Genomic DNA, 15,335 nt, shown 5'->3' on the forward strand with positions numbered 1-15,335 from the left:
ACTAATGAAAACTAACAAGATATTCGTCTATTTATCATTTATCGCCTTATTAATAGGTTGTGATGATTTTGACTCCAATTTGGACGTTGCAAATCCAGAGAACCCAAATGATGATATATTAGCGACCGATCCTATAGCTTTAGAATCAACGGCAGGCACATTAATTAATAACTGGTTCCAAGCCAGCCATAGCACAGAAAGTCCGGCATTTGCCATGGCTACTATGGCAGATGTGCTTACCTGTTCATGGGGTAATTTTGGTATGCGTGACACCTCCAGTGAACCTAGAGTTGCCTTTAACAATGAAAGTAGTTATGGCAATGCTGCATTGAATGAAAATTTCTTTAACTCGATGTATTCTATCCTCAGTGACTCTAACACTATTATGCTCGCAGTAAACAACGATATTGAATTCGAAAACCCTGAAGCAGTAGCAGCAATAGCCAAATTTGCCCAAGCAATTGTCATCGGCACTTTGGCTATGACCTATGATAAAGTATGGCTATCCGATGAAAATGGGGTGGTGAATGAAGGAGTGCCTGTGGATTACATGGAAGCAATGAACTTTGCAATTGGGAAATTGGATGAAGCAATAGCCTTGTCTAGCGGATCATCATTTACTCTCCCAGAATCATGGGTGCCAGGCATGACCATATCCAACTCCTATTTGACTTCACTAATGAATTCCTTCGGTGCTCGCATGTTGACCATGAATTCAAGAAACTCTACGGAAAGAGATGCTACAAACTGGACAAAGGTTTTGGAATACGCGAATAATGGTATAACCTCAGACTTTGAACCATTGGCCGACGATGTGGTATGGTATGATTTATACAAAACATATGCGGTATATCCTGGATGGGGAAGAGTCGATCTATATGTGATCAACTTAATGGATCCTTCGACTCCGTCATATTGGCCAGCAAATGCTACTGTACTACCTGAATCCACTAGCGATGATGCCAGACTGACAACAGATTTCGAATATCTTTCCTCACAAGATTTTAATGCAGCCAGGGGAACATATCATTATAGCAGCTACAGATATAGCAGATACGATGACTATATAACCCTTTGGACCACACCCATGCCTGAATTCGTAGTATCGGAAAACGACATGTATAAAGCAGAAGCTCTGCTACGCCTAGGACAATATGATGAAGCTGCAGATGTGATTAATGCCGGTACAAGAACAACAAGAGGTGGCCTCCCCGATATTGGGACCTCACCTGAGGAAATTGCTGATGCGATCCACTATGAAAGATTGGTAGAATTCCCTTTTACCGGTTACGGGCTTAATTTCTTTGAAATGCGCAAAGAAAATCTGTTACAAGAAGGCACGATGTTGCATTTTCCCGTTCCCGGAACAGCCTTGGCAGCCATACCAGCCGAATATTACACCTTTGGAGGAACAACCGGAGTAGCAGGACAAGATTACTCTACAGGCGGGTGGAGATAAGAAAACCTATTAAAATGAAAATTATGAAAATCAAGTATAGTAAACACATATCAATACTTTCTATTTTATTGATTTCCAGCCTAATTAATACGTCATGTTTTGATGACAATGACTTTGGCTCAGATGTCTCGAAAGTAGTTCCTTTTGTCTTTAATTTCACAGGACCGAATGTTGGTTTTGTTGGTGAAACGGTCGAATATTCTGTGAGATCTAGGGGAGGTTCTGAATTTGTATGGACCGTTGATGGTGCCGAGATGCAAGTTGTTCCTGGAGAACCAAACAAAGTCAATGTAACCTTTAACCAGTTTGCCGACCCTGTTTCAGTTTCTGTATATGAAGTTGTTGCCAATGGTTCACAATCCGAGGCGAGTAGTATTGATGTAACTGTTTTTGGAGTACCATGTACTTGGACCGTTGAGTTACAAGACGCTTATGGTGACGGGTGGAATGGGGCCTCACTTTCGTTTAGCTACGACGGTGTACCAGGAGGAGAGATTACATTAGGGGAAGGGGCAGCATCAACAGAAACAATAGACATCCCAGATGGCAGTGAGGTTGAAGTAACTTTCAACTCAGGAGATTGGGATGAAGAAGTCACATTCCAAATTTATGATGCAAACGGAAATTTAGTTTTAGATGATGGACCCACGCCAACGGTTGGTGTTGTTGTGTCACAAACAAACAATTGCCCTTAATTTGAGGGTCATTTTTTGAATTATTCAAGTCAAGCCACCTCAAAATGAGGTGGTTTTTTACTTAATAAAATTCTTAGCTTCACCTACATCAATTTAACATGAATACATTATTTTAGTTATAAACGTAGGTCGATTCTTGGTTTTTGATATATTCAATGCTTCACTTATTTAAGTTTTAATCTGAGTCCCCTTATTACCGGATGGGCGTTTCATCAAATGATCAACATGAAAAAAATTAATCTTTATCCCATGAAAATAATTGTGGGCATATTCTTTTTTGCCTTTATCACAGCCTGCAATAACGATGACAATGGACCAAACCCTGCTGAACCAGATCAAATAGAAGAGGACAACAACGATGAGGAAGAACCGAATGAGGCCAGAATAGTTGGTGAAGTGGAGATACTTGCTCCAGAACGTATATATGATGGTTACATCCTTGTGAACGATGCCATGGACAACAGGGTGTACCTCATGGACAAAAACGGCGATCTGGTATATGAGTGGCCACTTGGGGAAAGGAAAATTGGAAACGATGTGGTGTTACTTGAAGATGGGACACTCTTGGCAGCACTGCAAGCTGAAGGATCGGACATATCGTTTGGAGGGTCTGGAGGAAAAATCCAAATTATAGACAAAGAGGGCAATGCTCTATGGGATTTCACCTATTCCAACAGTGACCACCGTCTGCACCACGACGTAGAACTTTTGCCCAACGGTAATGTGTTGGGCATTGCTTGGGAAAAGATACCCCAGGAAGAAGCTTTGGCCAATGGTTCCAATCACAATACAGACCTTTATCCGGAATCGATTTTGGAAATCGACCCTACAACGGATGAAATTGTATGGGAATGGCATGCCAAGGACCATTTAGTCCAAAATTTTGATGATGACAAATCCAATTTTGGCGATATTGCCGCAAACCCACAACTCATAGACATCAATCATGTCACTGCTGAAAACGGCAATATCATGCACATCAATGGCCTTTCATACGACCCTTTAAATGACCTCATCTTTTTGAGCGTCAATTTTTACAGTGAAGTATGGGTCATTGACCACAGCACCACAACCGAGACAGCTGCAACCCACTCAGGAGGAAATTTTGGCAGGGGTGGCGACCTTGTTTATCGCTTTGGAAACCCCACTACTTATGGGGATAATGATACGGAGAGACTGTTTGTGAACAATCATTATCCCAATTTATTCGAGCCGGGAAAAATGCTCATTTTCACCAATGGAGGTGACTTGGAGCAATCCACAGTGTATGAATTGCAACTTCCCGAAGCATTGAACTCAGCGTCCATTCCCGACCTTGTCAATCCCGACATTCTTTGGAGTTTCACCGATGCGGAACTGTATTCCCCTAAAGTATCGGGAGCAGTCCGGCTTCCCAATGGGAATACCCTCATCACCGAAGGTGATTATGGGATTTGGGAAGTCACCACAGAAGGTGAAGTGGTCTGGAAGTTCAGCAGCGAAGGATTTTTCTGGAGAGCTTACCATTATGCAAAGGATGACCCCGCAATCTTGGCATTGGACATACCATAGTTTTTTCTACTCTTAAAAATCCCTCACGACCATCTTTTTTAGGATATTTGCAACCATAAAAGACAGCATGAGCGATCAAATCTACGGGATCAGGGCAGTACTGGAGGCCATAAAAGCAGAGCAGCCCATCAATAAGATATTCCTACAAAAAGGTACTAAGGGCGAGCTTTTCAAAGAACTGGAATCCACCATCCGAAAGAATGGTATAAGTGCATCCTATGTGCCCATTGAAAAATTGAACCGCCTTACCCGCAACAATCATCAAGGTGTGGTAGCGCAGATTTCCCCTGTAACCTTTCACGATTTTGAACAACTTGTGGAGGAAGTGATTTCCAAGGAAAAACTTCCACTTTTTCTGCTTTTGGACCAAGTATCCGATGTTAGGAATTTTGGCGCCATCATCCGGACCGCTGAATGTTGTGGGGTACACGGCATCATTGTTCCCAAAAACGGTGCAGCGCCCATTACAAACGATACGGTAAAGACCTCTGCCGGGGCAGCCTTCAATGTCCCGATTGCCAAGGTGGACCACCTAAAGGACGTTGTGTTCTATTTACAATCATCAGGGATATGCGTTACAGCGGCCACTGAAAAAACCGAATATGAGATCTATGCCGTGGATTTTGACCAACCTTCCGCCATCATCATGGGGTCAGAAGAAAAGGGCATCTCCCCTTCCATCCTTGGCATTGTGGACCAAAAGGCAAAATTGCCCCTTTTGGGCAAGATTGGCTCATTGAACGTGTCAGTGGCATGTGGGGTGTTCCTATACGAAGTGGTCAGGCAGCGAAGAAAGTAACATTACTCCTTTTTATCGGTGCGGTAGTGGTATTTGACCTCAATCCCGTCTTCTTCTTTATCATCTTCTTCCACATTCTCGATGAAATTTCCGTGTTCGTCAAAATGCTTAAGGAAGGGATCGTTGGCCTCGCTATAATCTTCCCGCTCCCATTCATACTTCCTTTCCATGGGCGTATTGACCTTGATCGTAAATGCCAATAACAATCCAGTGGCAAATCCTGCCAGGTGGCCTTCCCATGAAATATCCTCCTTAATAGGAAAAATGTACCAAATCATGCTCCCATAGATAAAAACGACCACCAAGGAAAGGGCCACCCACCTATAATGCTTTGTAATGATTCCTTTAAAGAAAATGAAGCTGGACAATACATAGATGACCCCACTCGCGCCAATATGGAACGATGGTCTGCCTATCAGCCACGTGATGAGGCCGGAAAGCAATATTCCCAACAACAAGACCCGAAAGGCAGCTTCGCGATAAAAATAGAACAGAAAGGACGATAGCACGGCCAAGGGAACAGTATTGTTATAGAGGTGTTCCACCGACCCATGGATGAACGGGCTCATCACGATCCCTTTCAATCCAGAAACCGTCCTTGGGTAAATGCCGTATTCATTCAGGTTGATGCCAAAGCGGACTTCTGCCCAAAACACGGTCCATATAAGCAACACCGCCAAAAGAGGGGCCAGCACTACGCTTTGGGAAAAATTATAGGGTTTGGACAGTTCCATATTCACTTCACTGCAATTATGTTACCATAACCTTGAAAATACACAAATTGTCATATTCCTAGACATTAGATCGGAATTGGAAGTCAAAATCACCATCAAAATTGTCTTATTTTTACACCTATGAACGAACCTTTGGCAGAACGGATACGCCCAAAAACACTGGAAGACTATATCAGCCAGCAACATTTGGTGGGCGAACATGGCGCATTGACCACACAAATCAAAAATGGGGTCATCCCCTCCTTGATCTTTTGGGGGCCACCAGGAACTGGCAAGACCACCTTGGCAAACATCATTGCCACGGAAAGCCAACGACCGTTCTATACCCTGAGCGCCATAAGCAGTGGTGTAAAAGATGTAAGGGAAGTCATTGATAAGGCCAAGCAAAGTGGGGGCCTGTTCACCTCGAAAAACCCCATACTGTTTATTGACGAGATCCATCGGTTCAGCAAATCCCAACAAGATTCCCTGCTGGGTGCCGTGGAAAAGGGATGGGTGACGCTGATTGGCGCCACCACGGAAAACCCCAGCTTTGAAGTGATCCCCGCCTTACTGTCCAGATGTCAGGTCTATATCCTGAACCCCTTTGGCAAGGAGGACCTCGTGGCCTTGTTGGAAAGGGCCATCAAAACGGACAGTGCTCTGAAAAACAAAAAAATAATCCTGAAGGAAACCGAGGCACTCCTACGTTTGTCAGGCGGCGATGGCAGAAAACTGCTCAACATTTTTGAACTCATCATCAACTCGGAAGCCAGCGATAGCATCACCATCACCAATGATCTGGTCCTTAGCAAAGTTCAGAAGAACACGGTACTTTATGACAAGACCGGGGAGCAACATTACGATATCATTTCGGCTTTCATCAAATCGGTCAGGGGAAGTGATCCCAATGCAGCGGTCTATTGGTTGGCCCGTATGATAGAGGGCGGTGAGGACGTGAAGTTCATTGCCCGTCGCATGATCATTCTCGCATCGGAGGACATAGGAAATGCCAATCCCACGGCACTGGTCATGGCCAATGCAACCTTTGAGGCCGTAAACATCATTGGATACCCGGAGGCCAGGATCATTCTGGGCCAATGTGCCACCTATCTGGCCAGTTCCCCAAAGAGCAACTCCAGTTATATGGCCATCAATGAAGCACTGCAAATGGTGAAACAGACCGGCGACCTATCCGTACCGATGGCCATCAGGAACGCGCCCACAAAGTTGATGAAGGATATTGGCTATGGCAAGGGATATGCATATGCCCACGATTATGAGAACAATTTTGCGGAATTTGAGTTCCTTCCCGATGAAATTTCGGGTACCACTTTCTACAAACCTGGGAACAACCCCAGGGAAAAGGCCATGAAGGATTTTTTAAAGAGCAGGTGGAAGGATAAATATGATTTTTAGAACTTGATATTGAGTTCCATCATTTTTTTCTCACCGTTTTCGGAATATTCCAGAACCCACTTTTCCTCCTTTTTGAAAACCACGGCACTGTTGCCGGCATATTCTGTCAAGAAAACATTTTCCATGGAAGTTTCCCCCAACTTCAATACGATTTTTGGGGTACTGTCCACCAATTGATAGCCGTTTTCTATCGGTTGGGCATACAGCACACCTGATGGTACTTCTTGGGCTTGCGGTTCTGAGACAGTTGTGGGTCTTTGGATGTTGGAAGGGCGTGGCTCCACACTCTTATAGGTCTGCTCTTCCAAAGTGGCCTTTTGCTCCACAACATATTCCTTGGGCTTTTCTTCCAACGTTTTTACATCATCCTTAAAACTGATGGTCACCGGCTTATCCTGCGAAACGACTTGCTGTGTCTTGGGTTCATACTGATAGTTCATGCTGGAGAACGAAATAAAGGCACGTTCCAAAGCTTCCTTATAGGCCGCATCAAATTCCTTGATCTTGCTTTTTCCTTCCACGGTACTGAACACTTCAATGTTCTGGCAGTTTTTCAGGGTGAGGGTCACCTTGGTGGAGAACATGGAAGAATTATCCTGAAGATCGGCCGTAAGTCCCAAACATCTATTGGCCGCCAAATCTTCTGGAAGGGCGTCGTCATACACTGCCGTAAAACCATTTTCCCCTAAAAAATGTTTGACCAAGGTACTGGTCTGGTATTGGTTCTCCGATTTAAAATCATTGAACTTTTTGGGCACAATGATATACTTATACTCATTCAACTGTGCGCTCACGGAGTAATTCAGCCCTAGGGCAAACAAAAAGATATATAGCAATTTCGGTTTCATACTGAACAATAACTCAATTATCGTTCCAAGATATGATATTAAATCCGAACTGTAAAGAAGCGTAGTGACTATCGGCGATGTTCCCATAGCCCAAAAGATTGTCGCCCAGCACATAAAAATTTACGGGACCGGCCTGCAAATTCAGTCCAAGACCGATGTTGGTCAACGAGTATTTATCGACGGTGTAGGTCGTCTTCAACGAAAGGCCCCTACCTACTCTTTTTTGGTAGAATCCGGTCAATGCAGCCTGGATTCCCCTTGGCCTTTTGATCATATAAAGCTGTCCTCCCACGCTGTTCCTATAAAAATCACTGTTGATACCACCTCCAGTGTTTATGGCACAGCCGCAGTTCTCCGACCAGTTTCTTCCCCCTTCCCCATAATCATATCGAATGGAGCCATAGGCCTTTATCGGCCTAAAGGAGATATAACTGGATTGGTTTTCCCCATGCGGCAGCGCTTCATCGATTTCATCTACCAACTCCTCCCAAAGATCATTGTCCACATCATCGATATCCTCGGGCAGAAAAACGGTGATGCCCTCGGTGCTTGCAGTGCCTTCAAGAGTATAGTTCCAAACATCGTTGGAGTTGTAGATGAACCCCACATCCAAAATGCTGCCCGTTATAGTGGTCTGCGGGTTCAGTTGATGGGTGAATCCGGCATCGAAACCGAGTCCAAGGCTCCCCCCCAACAATACGCGCTCGGTAAAGAGGCGTTTTAGGTCTTTTCTGGTGGTCCCGGTATCCTCATCAATGATATCGTAAAATCCTTTCACGCCCGAGGTCTGGAATTGCATGTCGGCCACAATGGTACTCCTGTAAATATTGTCCTGCCCTTGCACTGTCGTGAACGAGCCTGAATTTTTGATGGATTGGAACTGAAAAATGCTGGAGTACAATTTGGCCCTGCCCCCAATGGTCCAGGTATTGCTCACTTTCCTATTGATGCCAAAATGGAACACGTTCACCATTTCCCCCCTTAATTTCAAATCGCCGAGATCAAAACTTCTACCAATATTGTTCCCGCCATTGCCCTCAAAGGCCAATAGGGCCAAATCCCTGGGCCAATAGCTTATGATGTCCATTTCACCATACATCCCGAAGGAATAATAGTCATCTGGCCTGTTTCTTCCTCTAAATCCGATGTTGAACCCTTCTATTTGACTGGTGGAACTAAAATCGTCCCTGCGGGTCATCACGTCCAAAACACGCTCCTGCACTTTTGTGGTAAAATCCACTCCGTCATCGGCAAAAAGATCATTTACGGTGACACCACTGGTCGAAGCTTGAAAAAACAATCCCGATATCACTGGAACACCCACGTGCCAACGTTGTGAGGTCTTCATTCCGGGGTTGAGCATCAATGCTTGCGGGATTTCGTTGAAATCGTAGAGCAGCTGCCTATTTTGGGCATGGATGGAATAAATTCCAAAAGCAGCTAGGAATATGGTTGCGAGCAATCCCCTCATTTCAAACGGAATATAAATTCAGCAGTAGAACTCAACGAGATCTTGGGTTCCGGATGTGATGATGTGCTAGTGGCATCGCCCAAATTCCTTCCGGTGACCCTAAGACTGGAGGTGTTGGCCAAAATGGAAAGGCTTACACCACCGGGACCGTAAGCAACTTCCCTTATGAAGGGTTCCGATAGGTTGGCTTCCACAGTGAATTCTTCCATATATAGGGGATTCCCGGATTCATCCAGAAATTCAATGCTGATGTCCAATCGTTTGCTGGTCGTATTCTCAATTTCATAGATGATCACACCTTCCAACAGTCGCTCTGCCACATAGGTCTCATTGAATGCATCAAAATTTACCGTTTGGGAATAGAAAGTACCAAATCCCCCGAATGAATTGATGGTTTCCTCATCCGATTCCAAGTAAAAAATCCCGGAAGCCAAGGTGGGTGTTATACTGAGGTCATCAAATTGGCCAAAGTCCTGTTCTTCCATACAAGAAGAGGGCATAAATATCAAAATTGAGGCAAAAAGTATAGGGAAAAACAACCTTTTCATAGCCAAAAGCATTTTCAAGAATAGTGTGACAGGGGTATGCTGTATGTAGTAATAACTCTATAAAATGTTTTTTATTTCAATGAGATCGTAGATAGTTCTGCAAACATCGTGGGCGGCTTCTTTATTGGAGTTGAAGTGGACCACCTGCATGCCCATGGCCTTTGCGCCCAAAATATCCGCCTCCAGATTGTCCCCCACCATAAGCGTATGTCTTGGTTCAACTTTGGCCTTGCTCAAAGCCAGTTCAAAAATATAGGGATGGGGTTTCTTCACCCCGGCCATTTCGGAATTGATGATCTGATCGAAATAATGGTGGATGTTACTGCCCTTGAGTTTCCGTTCCTGTACCTCCTGAAATCCGTTGGTGATGATGTGCAGCCGGTATTTTGGAAAAAGGTAGTCCAACACTTCGATGGTGTTGGGCAACAGATGTACGAACGAGGGCAGGTGTTCTATGTATTCATGGGACAGCGCATGGATGACCTCATCGGTTATGGATTCCTTCAAGGTGTCGAAGGTACGTCTGAGCCGCTGATAGCGCAGTTCCGATTGTGTGATCCCATTTTCGCGGTACAGCTTCCACATCTCTAGGTTGATCGGGGAATAAATTTCCAAAAAGCCATCGAGATCGACTTTCACCCGATTGCTTTCCAAAATCTTGGCAAAGGCCAGTGCCGAATTCTTTTCAAAGTCCCACAACGTATGATCTAGATCAAAGAAGATGTCCGTAATCTTATGATCAAACATAATATCGTTTTAAAAAAGATTGATAGAGCTCCATCCAGTCCAAATGTTGCTTGCTGCCCAAAAGTTCATTGGAGAACACCACGATGAAATCCCCTTTCACCTGTTTCACCATACGGTACATCTTATCCATTTTTTCAAAGATTTCCTCTTTGTCCCGATAGTTGACCAAGGCATAATCGTGCATGGCGAAGGGATGCACTTTCAGCGGTTGCCTTACTTCCATATTGATGTCATAAAAATGGAAAGGCGTGCAGGTCCCTGCCCGAAAACCGACTTCGTGGGTATAGCCCATGGAGAAATCGTCTGTAAACTCCGTTTCTACCAAATTGCGATAGGTCGCGGGGACATTCACCCTATTGTACCGAAGTCTGGAATAGCTGATGGGCCTATTGATGAGGTTGCCCAACTGCTTCTTCTCTTCCTTCAGCACGGTTTTGTCCGTGGAGGACAAAAACGAAGTACTCAGCGAAACCACACTATAATCCGCCACTGCTTTTATCAAATACCTGAACTTGTTATGGTTCGTGGAGACATTTTTGTCATGGGCCGAATGCTTGGCAAACTGAAAGAAAAACATGGTCCTTATGGGAAACTTTTTATGGATGTCGATCAGCTCATAAAAGTTGTCATAGGGATCTTTCTTCAAGCCCAGAAGCACCGAAAAACGGTCTAGCACACTACGGAACCTCAAATTTCCGAGGTCCAGGAAAAAACCTCCGAGTGTCCGCGCCAATCCCCTCATGGCAAAGGCATGTGAGGTAGTGACATTGATGATGGATGTAAAACTATAGGCCTTTTCCTTGTGCTCAAGGTCGGGGAAACGCTGTTTGAGCGCATCCAATAGCTTGAAGGCCCATAGATCCACCACGGGCAGTTCCAAGAATTTGTTTTGATAGGCAATGCTTTCCTTGACCGGAAATCGGCCCACACTGTCCTTCACATGGGGAAGGTATTCCTCATACCTGCTGAGGAGAAAAAAACTTGCCGAAAAAATGTCGAAGGGCAAGGTACTTTTGTCCCCTGCCGAGAAAAAACAGGGCACCCCTTCCCAATCCATCACTTTGATATCCAAATCATTGATCCCCTGCTCGAACAAGAGGTCATTGCTCCGTATAAAAAATTCATTTTGGAGGGGCTGCTTGGAATAGGTCATCTTGGGCCCGGAATGCTTGATAAAATCCTCGACCTTAGTGGTAAAGGTGATTTCCATCCCCAGTATTTTCTCAAATAGCTGCTTCGCCGTATAGGTGAGCCTGTTCGTGATCTTGTGGGTGAATATCAGCAACATGGTCATAAGATTCCTTTATCCGCAAAGCTCAGGTATTGGTGCTGGGCCACGATCAAGTGGTCCAAGATCTTTATATCCAACGCTTCCGATGCTTTTTTGAGCTTTTCCGTAATCTGTTTGTCCGCCAAACTGGGTTTGAGGGTACCGGATGGATGGTTGTGTGCCAAAATGATGCCCACGGCCCCCAGTTCCAACGCCTGCCTCATCACCAGCCTCACATCTACCAAAGTACCCGTGATGCCTCCTTTGCTCAGTTGCGATTTATGGATGACCTTGTTGGAGTTGTTCAGGTAGAGGATCCAGAACTCTTCGTGTGGCAGCTCGCCTATCAACGGGCACAAGAGTTCAAAAGCATCCTTGCTGCTGGTTATGACAGTGATTTTCTTGGTATCGTCCTTCCTCCTTCGGCGACCCATTTCAAGTGCTGCAGCTATGCTGACTGCTTTTGCCTCCCCGATGCCTTTGAACTTCATCAACTGGTTCACGGAAAGCTTGCCCAATTCATTGAGATTGTGGTCCACAGAGGCCAAAATGCGTTTGGCGAGCTCCACGGCGCTTTCATCACGACTTCCAGAGCCTATCAGAATGGCGATCAGTTCGGCATCCGACAAGGCAAAACAGCCCTTCTGCACCAATTTTTCCCTTGGCTTGTCATCGTCTGCCCAATTTTTGATGGAAAAAGAAGCTAATTTTTCTTGCATGGTCTAAAGATAGGAGATTAATTTTATGTAATTTCCATCATAAACGCCACCAATGAAATCATTGTTCAACACAGAGGTCCATGCCGAAATCGTGGCAAGGACAAATCAACTGACCGAATCATCCCAAGGCCTTTGGGGCAAAATGACCGTGGGCCAAATGCTGTGCCATTGCCAGTTTCCGCTCAAGATTGCCCTTGGAGATCATGACAACTTTAAAAAAGTGAATCCCCTGATGAAACTCCTTATGAAAAGTTTCAAGAAAAATATGTATGATGACAAGCCCTGGCGACACAACTTGCCCACGGCCAAGGGCCTCAAGGTCACAGATGACAAGGATTTTTCAACAGAAAAGAAAAAATTGACCAAGCTAATCGATGATTTCCATCAGCAAAAGGGCAAGAAAGTGTGGGACCCCCATCCTGTTTTTGGTTCTTTCACCTATGACCAATGGGGACAGATGCAGTACAAACACCTGGACCACCATTTAAGACAGTTCGGCGTTTAAGCCTATTTCAAAAAGATAGTCCCGAATTTTTCAAAATCGATGCCGCCATAGTTCCCGGAGCTCATGAACAATAATGTGGTATCCTTAAAATTCTGGGCGAACAGGTAGTCCTGAAAGGCGAAGGAATCCGTGAAAATTTGGGCATCCATCCGATTCAGGGCCTCCATGATCTGTTCTTTGGTCACTTCCTGCAGCCCTTTCACCTTTACCGATTCCGGGGAATAAAAGACCACTGCAGTGTCAGCGGCATCCAAAGCCCCTCGGTATTGTTTCAGGAATTCGGGGTTCAAACTGCTGTAGGTGTGCAGTTCCAAACAGGCGATCAGCCGGTGTTGGGGATATTGCTCCTTCACCGCTTTTGTGGTGGCACTGACCTTGCTCGGCGCGTGGGCAAAGTCCTTAAAGGCTACCCTATCTTTTCCTTCCACCAATTTTTCCAAACGTTTGGCCGCACCTTTAAAGGTGGCCATGGCCTCATAAAAATCCATTTCGTCCACCCCCATTTGCTGGCAGATCCATTTGGCGCCTGCCAAATTGCCCAAATTATGTCTTCCAAAAATTTCAAGCGGCATTTCGCCATCTGGCGTATCCAGTAGGGTTTTCCCGTCTTCTACTCGGTACGAAGGCGTGCTGTACGGGAACTTTCGTATGGGATTTTCCGTGGTCTCCACTATTTTGCTTACTTCGGGATTTTCCGAATTGTAGGTGATGCTCCCTCCCTTTACAATGCTGTCCACAAAAATGCGGAACTGTTCCACGTAGTTTTCAAAAGTGGGGAAAACGTTGATATGGTCCCATGCAATGCCGCTCAAAAGGGCAATGTTGGGCCTATACAAATGGAACTTGGGCCTTCTGTCCGTTGGTGATGAAAGGTATTCGTCCCCCTCCAAGACCATAAAATCGTTTTCCTCGGTAAGGTGCACCATTTTATCAAAGCCATCCAGCTGGGCCCCCACCATATAGTCCACCTCAATGTCATGATAGCGAATCACATGCAGGATCATGGAGGTAATGGTGGTCTTGCCATGGCTCCCACCAATGACCACCCTGGTTTTGTGTTTGGAATGTTCGTAGAGAAATTCAGGATAGGAAAAGATTTTCAATCCCAGCTCTTGGGCCTTCAACAGTTCTGGGTTGTCGGCCTTGGCATGCATGCCCAAGATCACGGCATCCAGACCGCCATGAATTTTTTCAGGGAACCAACCAAACTCTTCCGGCAACAGGCCATTGGCCTGCAACCTGCTCCTGGACGGTTCAAAAATGACATCGTCACTCCCTGTTATTCCATGTCCCTGTTCCTGCAATGCTAGGGCAAGATTGTGCATGGCACTGCCCCCGATGGCTATAAAGTGTATGTGCATCAATACGGTTTATGGTCCAAAAATAGCCATTGGACCTACCAATGCAAACAAAGAAACCATCTTATTAATTTATATCTTGCCAAAAAATTTGTCACGATGAACCTATCTGAACTACAATCAAAGGAAATCATGCCGGGCTACCACGGAAAATTGGTCCATGGGGAGCAGATGAGCTGGGCATTCTGGGAGGTGGAAAAAGACGCCGTTGTGCCTGAACATAGCCACATGCACGAACAGATCATGCACGTGGTGGAAGGAACTTTTGAATTTACCCTTGACGGAAAAACAGACACATATGGCCCTGGGGATGTGGTAATCATCCCTTCCCATGCGCCACATAGTGGAAAAGCCATCACAGCTTGTAAATTGATGGACATTTTTAGTCCCGTTCGCGAAGAATACAGATAGCCATGAACATTTCACTCAAAGGAAAAACTGCCCTCGTGGGCGGGAGCAGCAAAGGAATCGGCGAGGCCATAGCCAGACAATTGGCATCCAGTGGGGCCAGTGTAACGCTTATGGCACGGAGCGAGGAACGCATGAAGGCCATCGTAAGGGAAATGGACACCTCCCAAGGGCAGCAACATCACTATCTAGTGGTCGATTTCTCCAACTTTGAAGCGTTCAAGGCCCGTATTTCTACATTTTTCAATCACCATACCATCGATATTTTGGTGAACAACACCCAAGGTCCACAGGCAGGTGGCGCCTTGGAAAAGAAGGTCGGGGACTACCAAGAGGCTTTTGACCTGTTGTTCAAATCCGTGGTTTTTACCACAGAACTTGCATTGAAACACATGCAACAGAAGAAATGGGGAAGGATCATCAACGTGGCATCCATTTCGGTGAAGGAACCACTGAACTATTTGGCGCTCTCCAATTCCATCAGGGCGGCCGTGGTGACCTGGGCCAAAAGTCTGGCCTATGATGTGGCCAAGGACGGAATCACCATAAACAGCACCTTGACGGGTTATTTTGACACGGACCGCATTGCCCAACTCAACACAAAAAAAGCAGAAGCCCTCGGCATATCATCCGATGAAGTACGCTCCAATATGGAAGAACAAGTTCCTATGAAGCGGATAGGCAAACCCGAAGAATATGGTTTTTTGGTCACTTTTCTAGCTTCGGACCAAGCTGCTTTCATTACCGGGATCAACATCCCCATTGATGGAGGATTATTGAAATCTCTATAATCATTTTTTTATTATAAATAAAAATATATACCAA

Annotated in this window: 16 protein-coding genes; 8 read left to right on the forward strand and 8 right to left on the reverse strand. The window is 45.3% G+C overall.

Annotated features, from left to right (window positions below; genetic code table 11):
* The first annotated feature begins 4 nt into the window (after nt 1–4).
* The 4 genes from SD450_RS02285 to rlmB all read left to right on the forward strand — a co-directional run bounded on the left by SD450_RS02285 (nt 5) and on the right by rlmB (nt 4,504).
* Nucleotides 5–1,459, forward strand: coding sequence for a RagB/SusD family nutrient uptake outer membrane protein (locus SD450_RS02285; RefSeq protein WP_318343015.1), 1,455 nt, complete (start codon nt 5–7; stop codon nt 1,457–1,459).
* Between the two features lie 14 nt (nt 1,460–1,473).
* On the forward strand, nt 1,474–2,154 hold the full coding sequence (locus SD450_RS02290) for a hypothetical protein (protein ID WP_318343016.1): 681 nt from the start codon (nt 1,474–1,476) through the stop codon (nt 2,152–2,154).
* A gap of 225 nt (nt 2,155–2,379) precedes the next feature.
* Nucleotides 2,380–3,705 (forward strand): aryl-sulfate sulfotransferase, encoded by a 1,326-nt coding sequence (locus SD450_RS02295; protein WP_318343017.1) that lies wholly within the window; start codon nt 2,380–2,382, stop codon nt 3,703–3,705.
* A gap of 67 nt (nt 3,706–3,772) precedes the next feature.
* Entirely contained in the window at nt 3,773–4,504 is a 732-nt protein-coding gene (rlmB, locus tag SD450_RS02300) for a 23S rRNA (guanosine(2251)-2'-O)-methyltransferase RlmB (protein ID WP_318343018.1), read from the forward strand.
* A 2-nt stretch (nt 4,505–4,506) separates the two neighbouring features.
* Here the strand turns inward: rlmB and SD450_RS02305 are convergent, their stop codons facing one another.
* The gene (locus SD450_RS02305) at nt 4,507–5,238 is read right to left on the reverse strand and encodes a rhomboid family intramembrane serine protease (protein ID WP_318343019.1); all 732 of its coding nucleotides are present in this window, start codon (nt 5,236–5,238) and stop codon (nt 4,507–4,509) included.
* Nucleotides 5,239–5,358: 120 nt separating this feature from the next.
* Here SD450_RS02305 and SD450_RS02310 point away from each other — a divergent pair, with 120 nt between their 5' ends.
* Nucleotides 5,359–6,636, forward strand: a complete 1,278-nt coding sequence (locus SD450_RS02310; RefSeq protein WP_318343020.1) for a replication-associated recombination protein A — start codon at nt 5,359–5,361, stop codon at nt 6,634–6,636.
* Here the strand turns inward: SD450_RS02310 and SD450_RS02315 are convergent.
* The 6 genes from SD450_RS02315 to radC form a co-directional block, all read right to left on the reverse strand.
* Nucleotides 6,633–7,484, reverse strand: a complete 852-nt coding sequence (locus SD450_RS02315; protein WP_318343021.1) for a hypothetical protein — start codon at nt 7,482–7,484, stop codon at nt 6,633–6,635. The genes SD450_RS02310 and SD450_RS02315 overlap by 4 nt on opposite strands.
* Nucleotides 7,485–7,497: 13 nt before the next feature.
* Nucleotides 7,498–8,955: a DUF5723 family protein gene (locus SD450_RS02320; RefSeq protein WP_318343022.1), complete on the reverse strand. Its 1,458-nt coding sequence runs from the start codon at nt 8,953–8,955 to the stop codon at nt 7,498–7,500.
* The gene (locus SD450_RS02325) at nt 8,952–9,455 is read right to left on the reverse strand and encodes a hypothetical protein (protein WP_318343023.1); all 504 of its coding nucleotides are present in this window, start codon (nt 9,453–9,455) and stop codon (nt 8,952–8,954) included. The genes SD450_RS02320 and SD450_RS02325 overlap by 4 nt, the downstream gene beginning before the upstream one ends.
* 105 nt (nt 9,456–9,560) lie before the next feature.
* On the reverse strand, nt 9,561–10,250 hold the full coding sequence (locus SD450_RS02330) for a YjjG family noncanonical pyrimidine nucleotidase (RefSeq protein WP_318343024.1): 690 nt from the start codon (nt 10,248–10,250) through the stop codon (nt 9,561–9,563).
* Nucleotides 10,243–11,544, reverse strand: a complete 1,302-nt coding sequence (locus tag SD450_RS02335) for a polysaccharide deacetylase family protein (RefSeq protein WP_404828213.1) — start codon at nt 11,542–11,544, stop codon at nt 10,243–10,245. Before SD450_RS02335 ends, SD450_RS02330 begins: the two co-directional genes overlap by 8 nt.
* Complete coding sequence (gene radC, locus SD450_RS02340; RefSeq protein WP_318343025.1) at nt 11,541–12,239, reverse strand: RadC family protein; 699 nt, start codon at nt 12,237–12,239, stop codon at nt 11,541–11,543. Before radC ends, SD450_RS02335 begins: the two co-directional genes overlap by 4 nt.
* Before the next feature lie 52 nt (nt 12,240–12,291).
* Here radC and SD450_RS02345 point away from each other — a divergent pair, with 52 nt between their 5' ends.
* Nucleotides 12,292–12,744 carry a DUF1569 domain-containing protein gene (locus SD450_RS02345; protein WP_318343026.1) on the forward strand — a complete coding sequence of 151 codons (453 nt, stop codon included), beginning with the start codon at nt 12,292–12,294 and terminating at the stop codon, nt 12,742–12,744.
* 2 nt (nt 12,745–12,746) lie between these two features.
* Here SD450_RS02345 and SD450_RS02350 read toward each other — a convergent pair whose 3' ends face one another.
* Nucleotides 12,747–14,105, reverse strand: a complete 1,359-nt coding sequence (locus SD450_RS02350; protein WP_318343027.1) for a UDP-N-acetylmuramate--L-alanine ligase — start codon at nt 14,103–14,105, stop codon at nt 12,747–12,749.
* A gap of 96 nt (nt 14,106–14,201) precedes the next feature.
* On the opposite strand from SD450_RS02350, the gene SD450_RS02355 reads away from it, so the two are divergent.
* On the forward strand, nt 14,202–14,513 hold the full coding sequence (locus tag SD450_RS02355) for a cupin domain-containing protein (protein WP_318343028.1): 312 nt from the start codon (nt 14,202–14,204) through the stop codon (nt 14,511–14,513).
* Between the two features lie 2 nt (nt 14,514–14,515).
* Nucleotides 14,516–15,301, forward strand: coding sequence for an SDR family oxidoreductase (locus SD450_RS02360; protein ID WP_318343029.1), 786 nt, complete (start codon nt 14,516–14,518; stop codon nt 15,299–15,301).
* Nucleotides 15,302–15,335 lie beyond the last annotated feature (34 nt).

Source organism: Flagellimonas baculiformis, assembly GCF_033441575.1.
In the GTDB taxonomy this organism is placed as follows: domain Bacteria; phylum Bacteroidota; class Bacteroidia; order Flavobacteriales; family Flavobacteriaceae; genus Flagellimonas; species Flagellimonas baculiformis.

Excerpts from the sequence above, each read along its gene's own strand:
- radC (WP_318343025.1), bottom strand. The coding sequence starts at position 12,239 with ATGCAAGAAAAATTAGCTTCTTTTTCCATCAAAAATTGGGCAGACGAT.
- rlmB (WP_318343018.1), top strand. The coding sequence starts at position 3,773 with ATGAGCGATCAAATCTACGGGATCAGGGCAGTACTGGAGGCCATAAAA.
- SD450_RS02335 (WP_404828213.1), bottom strand. The coding sequence starts at position 11,544 with ATGACCATGTTGCTGATATTCACCCACAAGATCACGAACAGGCTCACC.
- SD450_RS02345 (WP_318343026.1), top strand. The coding sequence starts at position 12,292 with ATGAAATCATTGTTCAACACAGAGGTCCATGCCGAAATCGTGGCAAGG.
- SD450_RS02320 (WP_318343022.1), bottom strand. The coding sequence starts at position 8,955 with ATGAGGGGATTGCTCGCAACCATATTCCTAGCTGCTTTTGGAATTTAT.
- SD450_RS02360 (WP_318343029.1), top strand. The coding sequence starts at position 14,516 with ATGAACATTTCACTCAAAGGAAAAACTGCCCTCGTGGGCGGGAGCAGC.
- SD450_RS02325 (WP_318343023.1), bottom strand. The coding sequence starts at position 9,455 with ATGCCCTCTTCTTGTATGGAAGAACAGGACTTTGGCCAATTTGATGAC.
- SD450_RS02310 (WP_318343020.1), top strand. The coding sequence starts at position 5,359 with ATGAACGAACCTTTGGCAGAACGGATACGCCCAAAAACACTGGAAGAC.
- SD450_RS02295 (WP_318343017.1), top strand. The coding sequence starts at position 2,380 with ATGAAAAAAATTAATCTTTATCCCATGAAAATAATTGTGGGCATATTC.
- SD450_RS02290 (WP_318343016.1), top strand. The coding sequence starts at position 1,474 with ATGAAAATTATGAAAATCAAGTATAGTAAACACATATCAATACTTTCT.
- SD450_RS02305 (WP_318343019.1), bottom strand. The coding sequence starts at position 5,238 with ATGGAACTGTCCAAACCCTATAATTTTTCCCAAAGCGTAGTGCTGGCC.
- SD450_RS02330 (WP_318343024.1), bottom strand. The coding sequence starts at position 10,250 with ATGTTTGATCATAAGATTACGGACATCTTCTTTGATCTAGATCATACG.
- SD450_RS02355 (WP_318343028.1), top strand. The coding sequence starts at position 14,202 with ATGAACCTATCTGAACTACAATCAAAGGAAATCATGCCGGGCTACCAC.
- SD450_RS02285 (WP_318343015.1), top strand. The coding sequence starts at position 5 with ATGAAAACTAACAAGATATTCGTCTATTTATCATTTATCGCCTTATTA.
- SD450_RS02315 (WP_318343021.1), bottom strand. The coding sequence starts at position 7,484 with ATGAAACCGAAATTGCTATATATCTTTTTGTTTGCCCTAGGGCTGAAT.
- SD450_RS02350 (WP_318343027.1), bottom strand. The coding sequence starts at position 14,105 with ATGCACATACACTTTATAGCCATCGGGGGCAGTGCCATGCACAATCTT.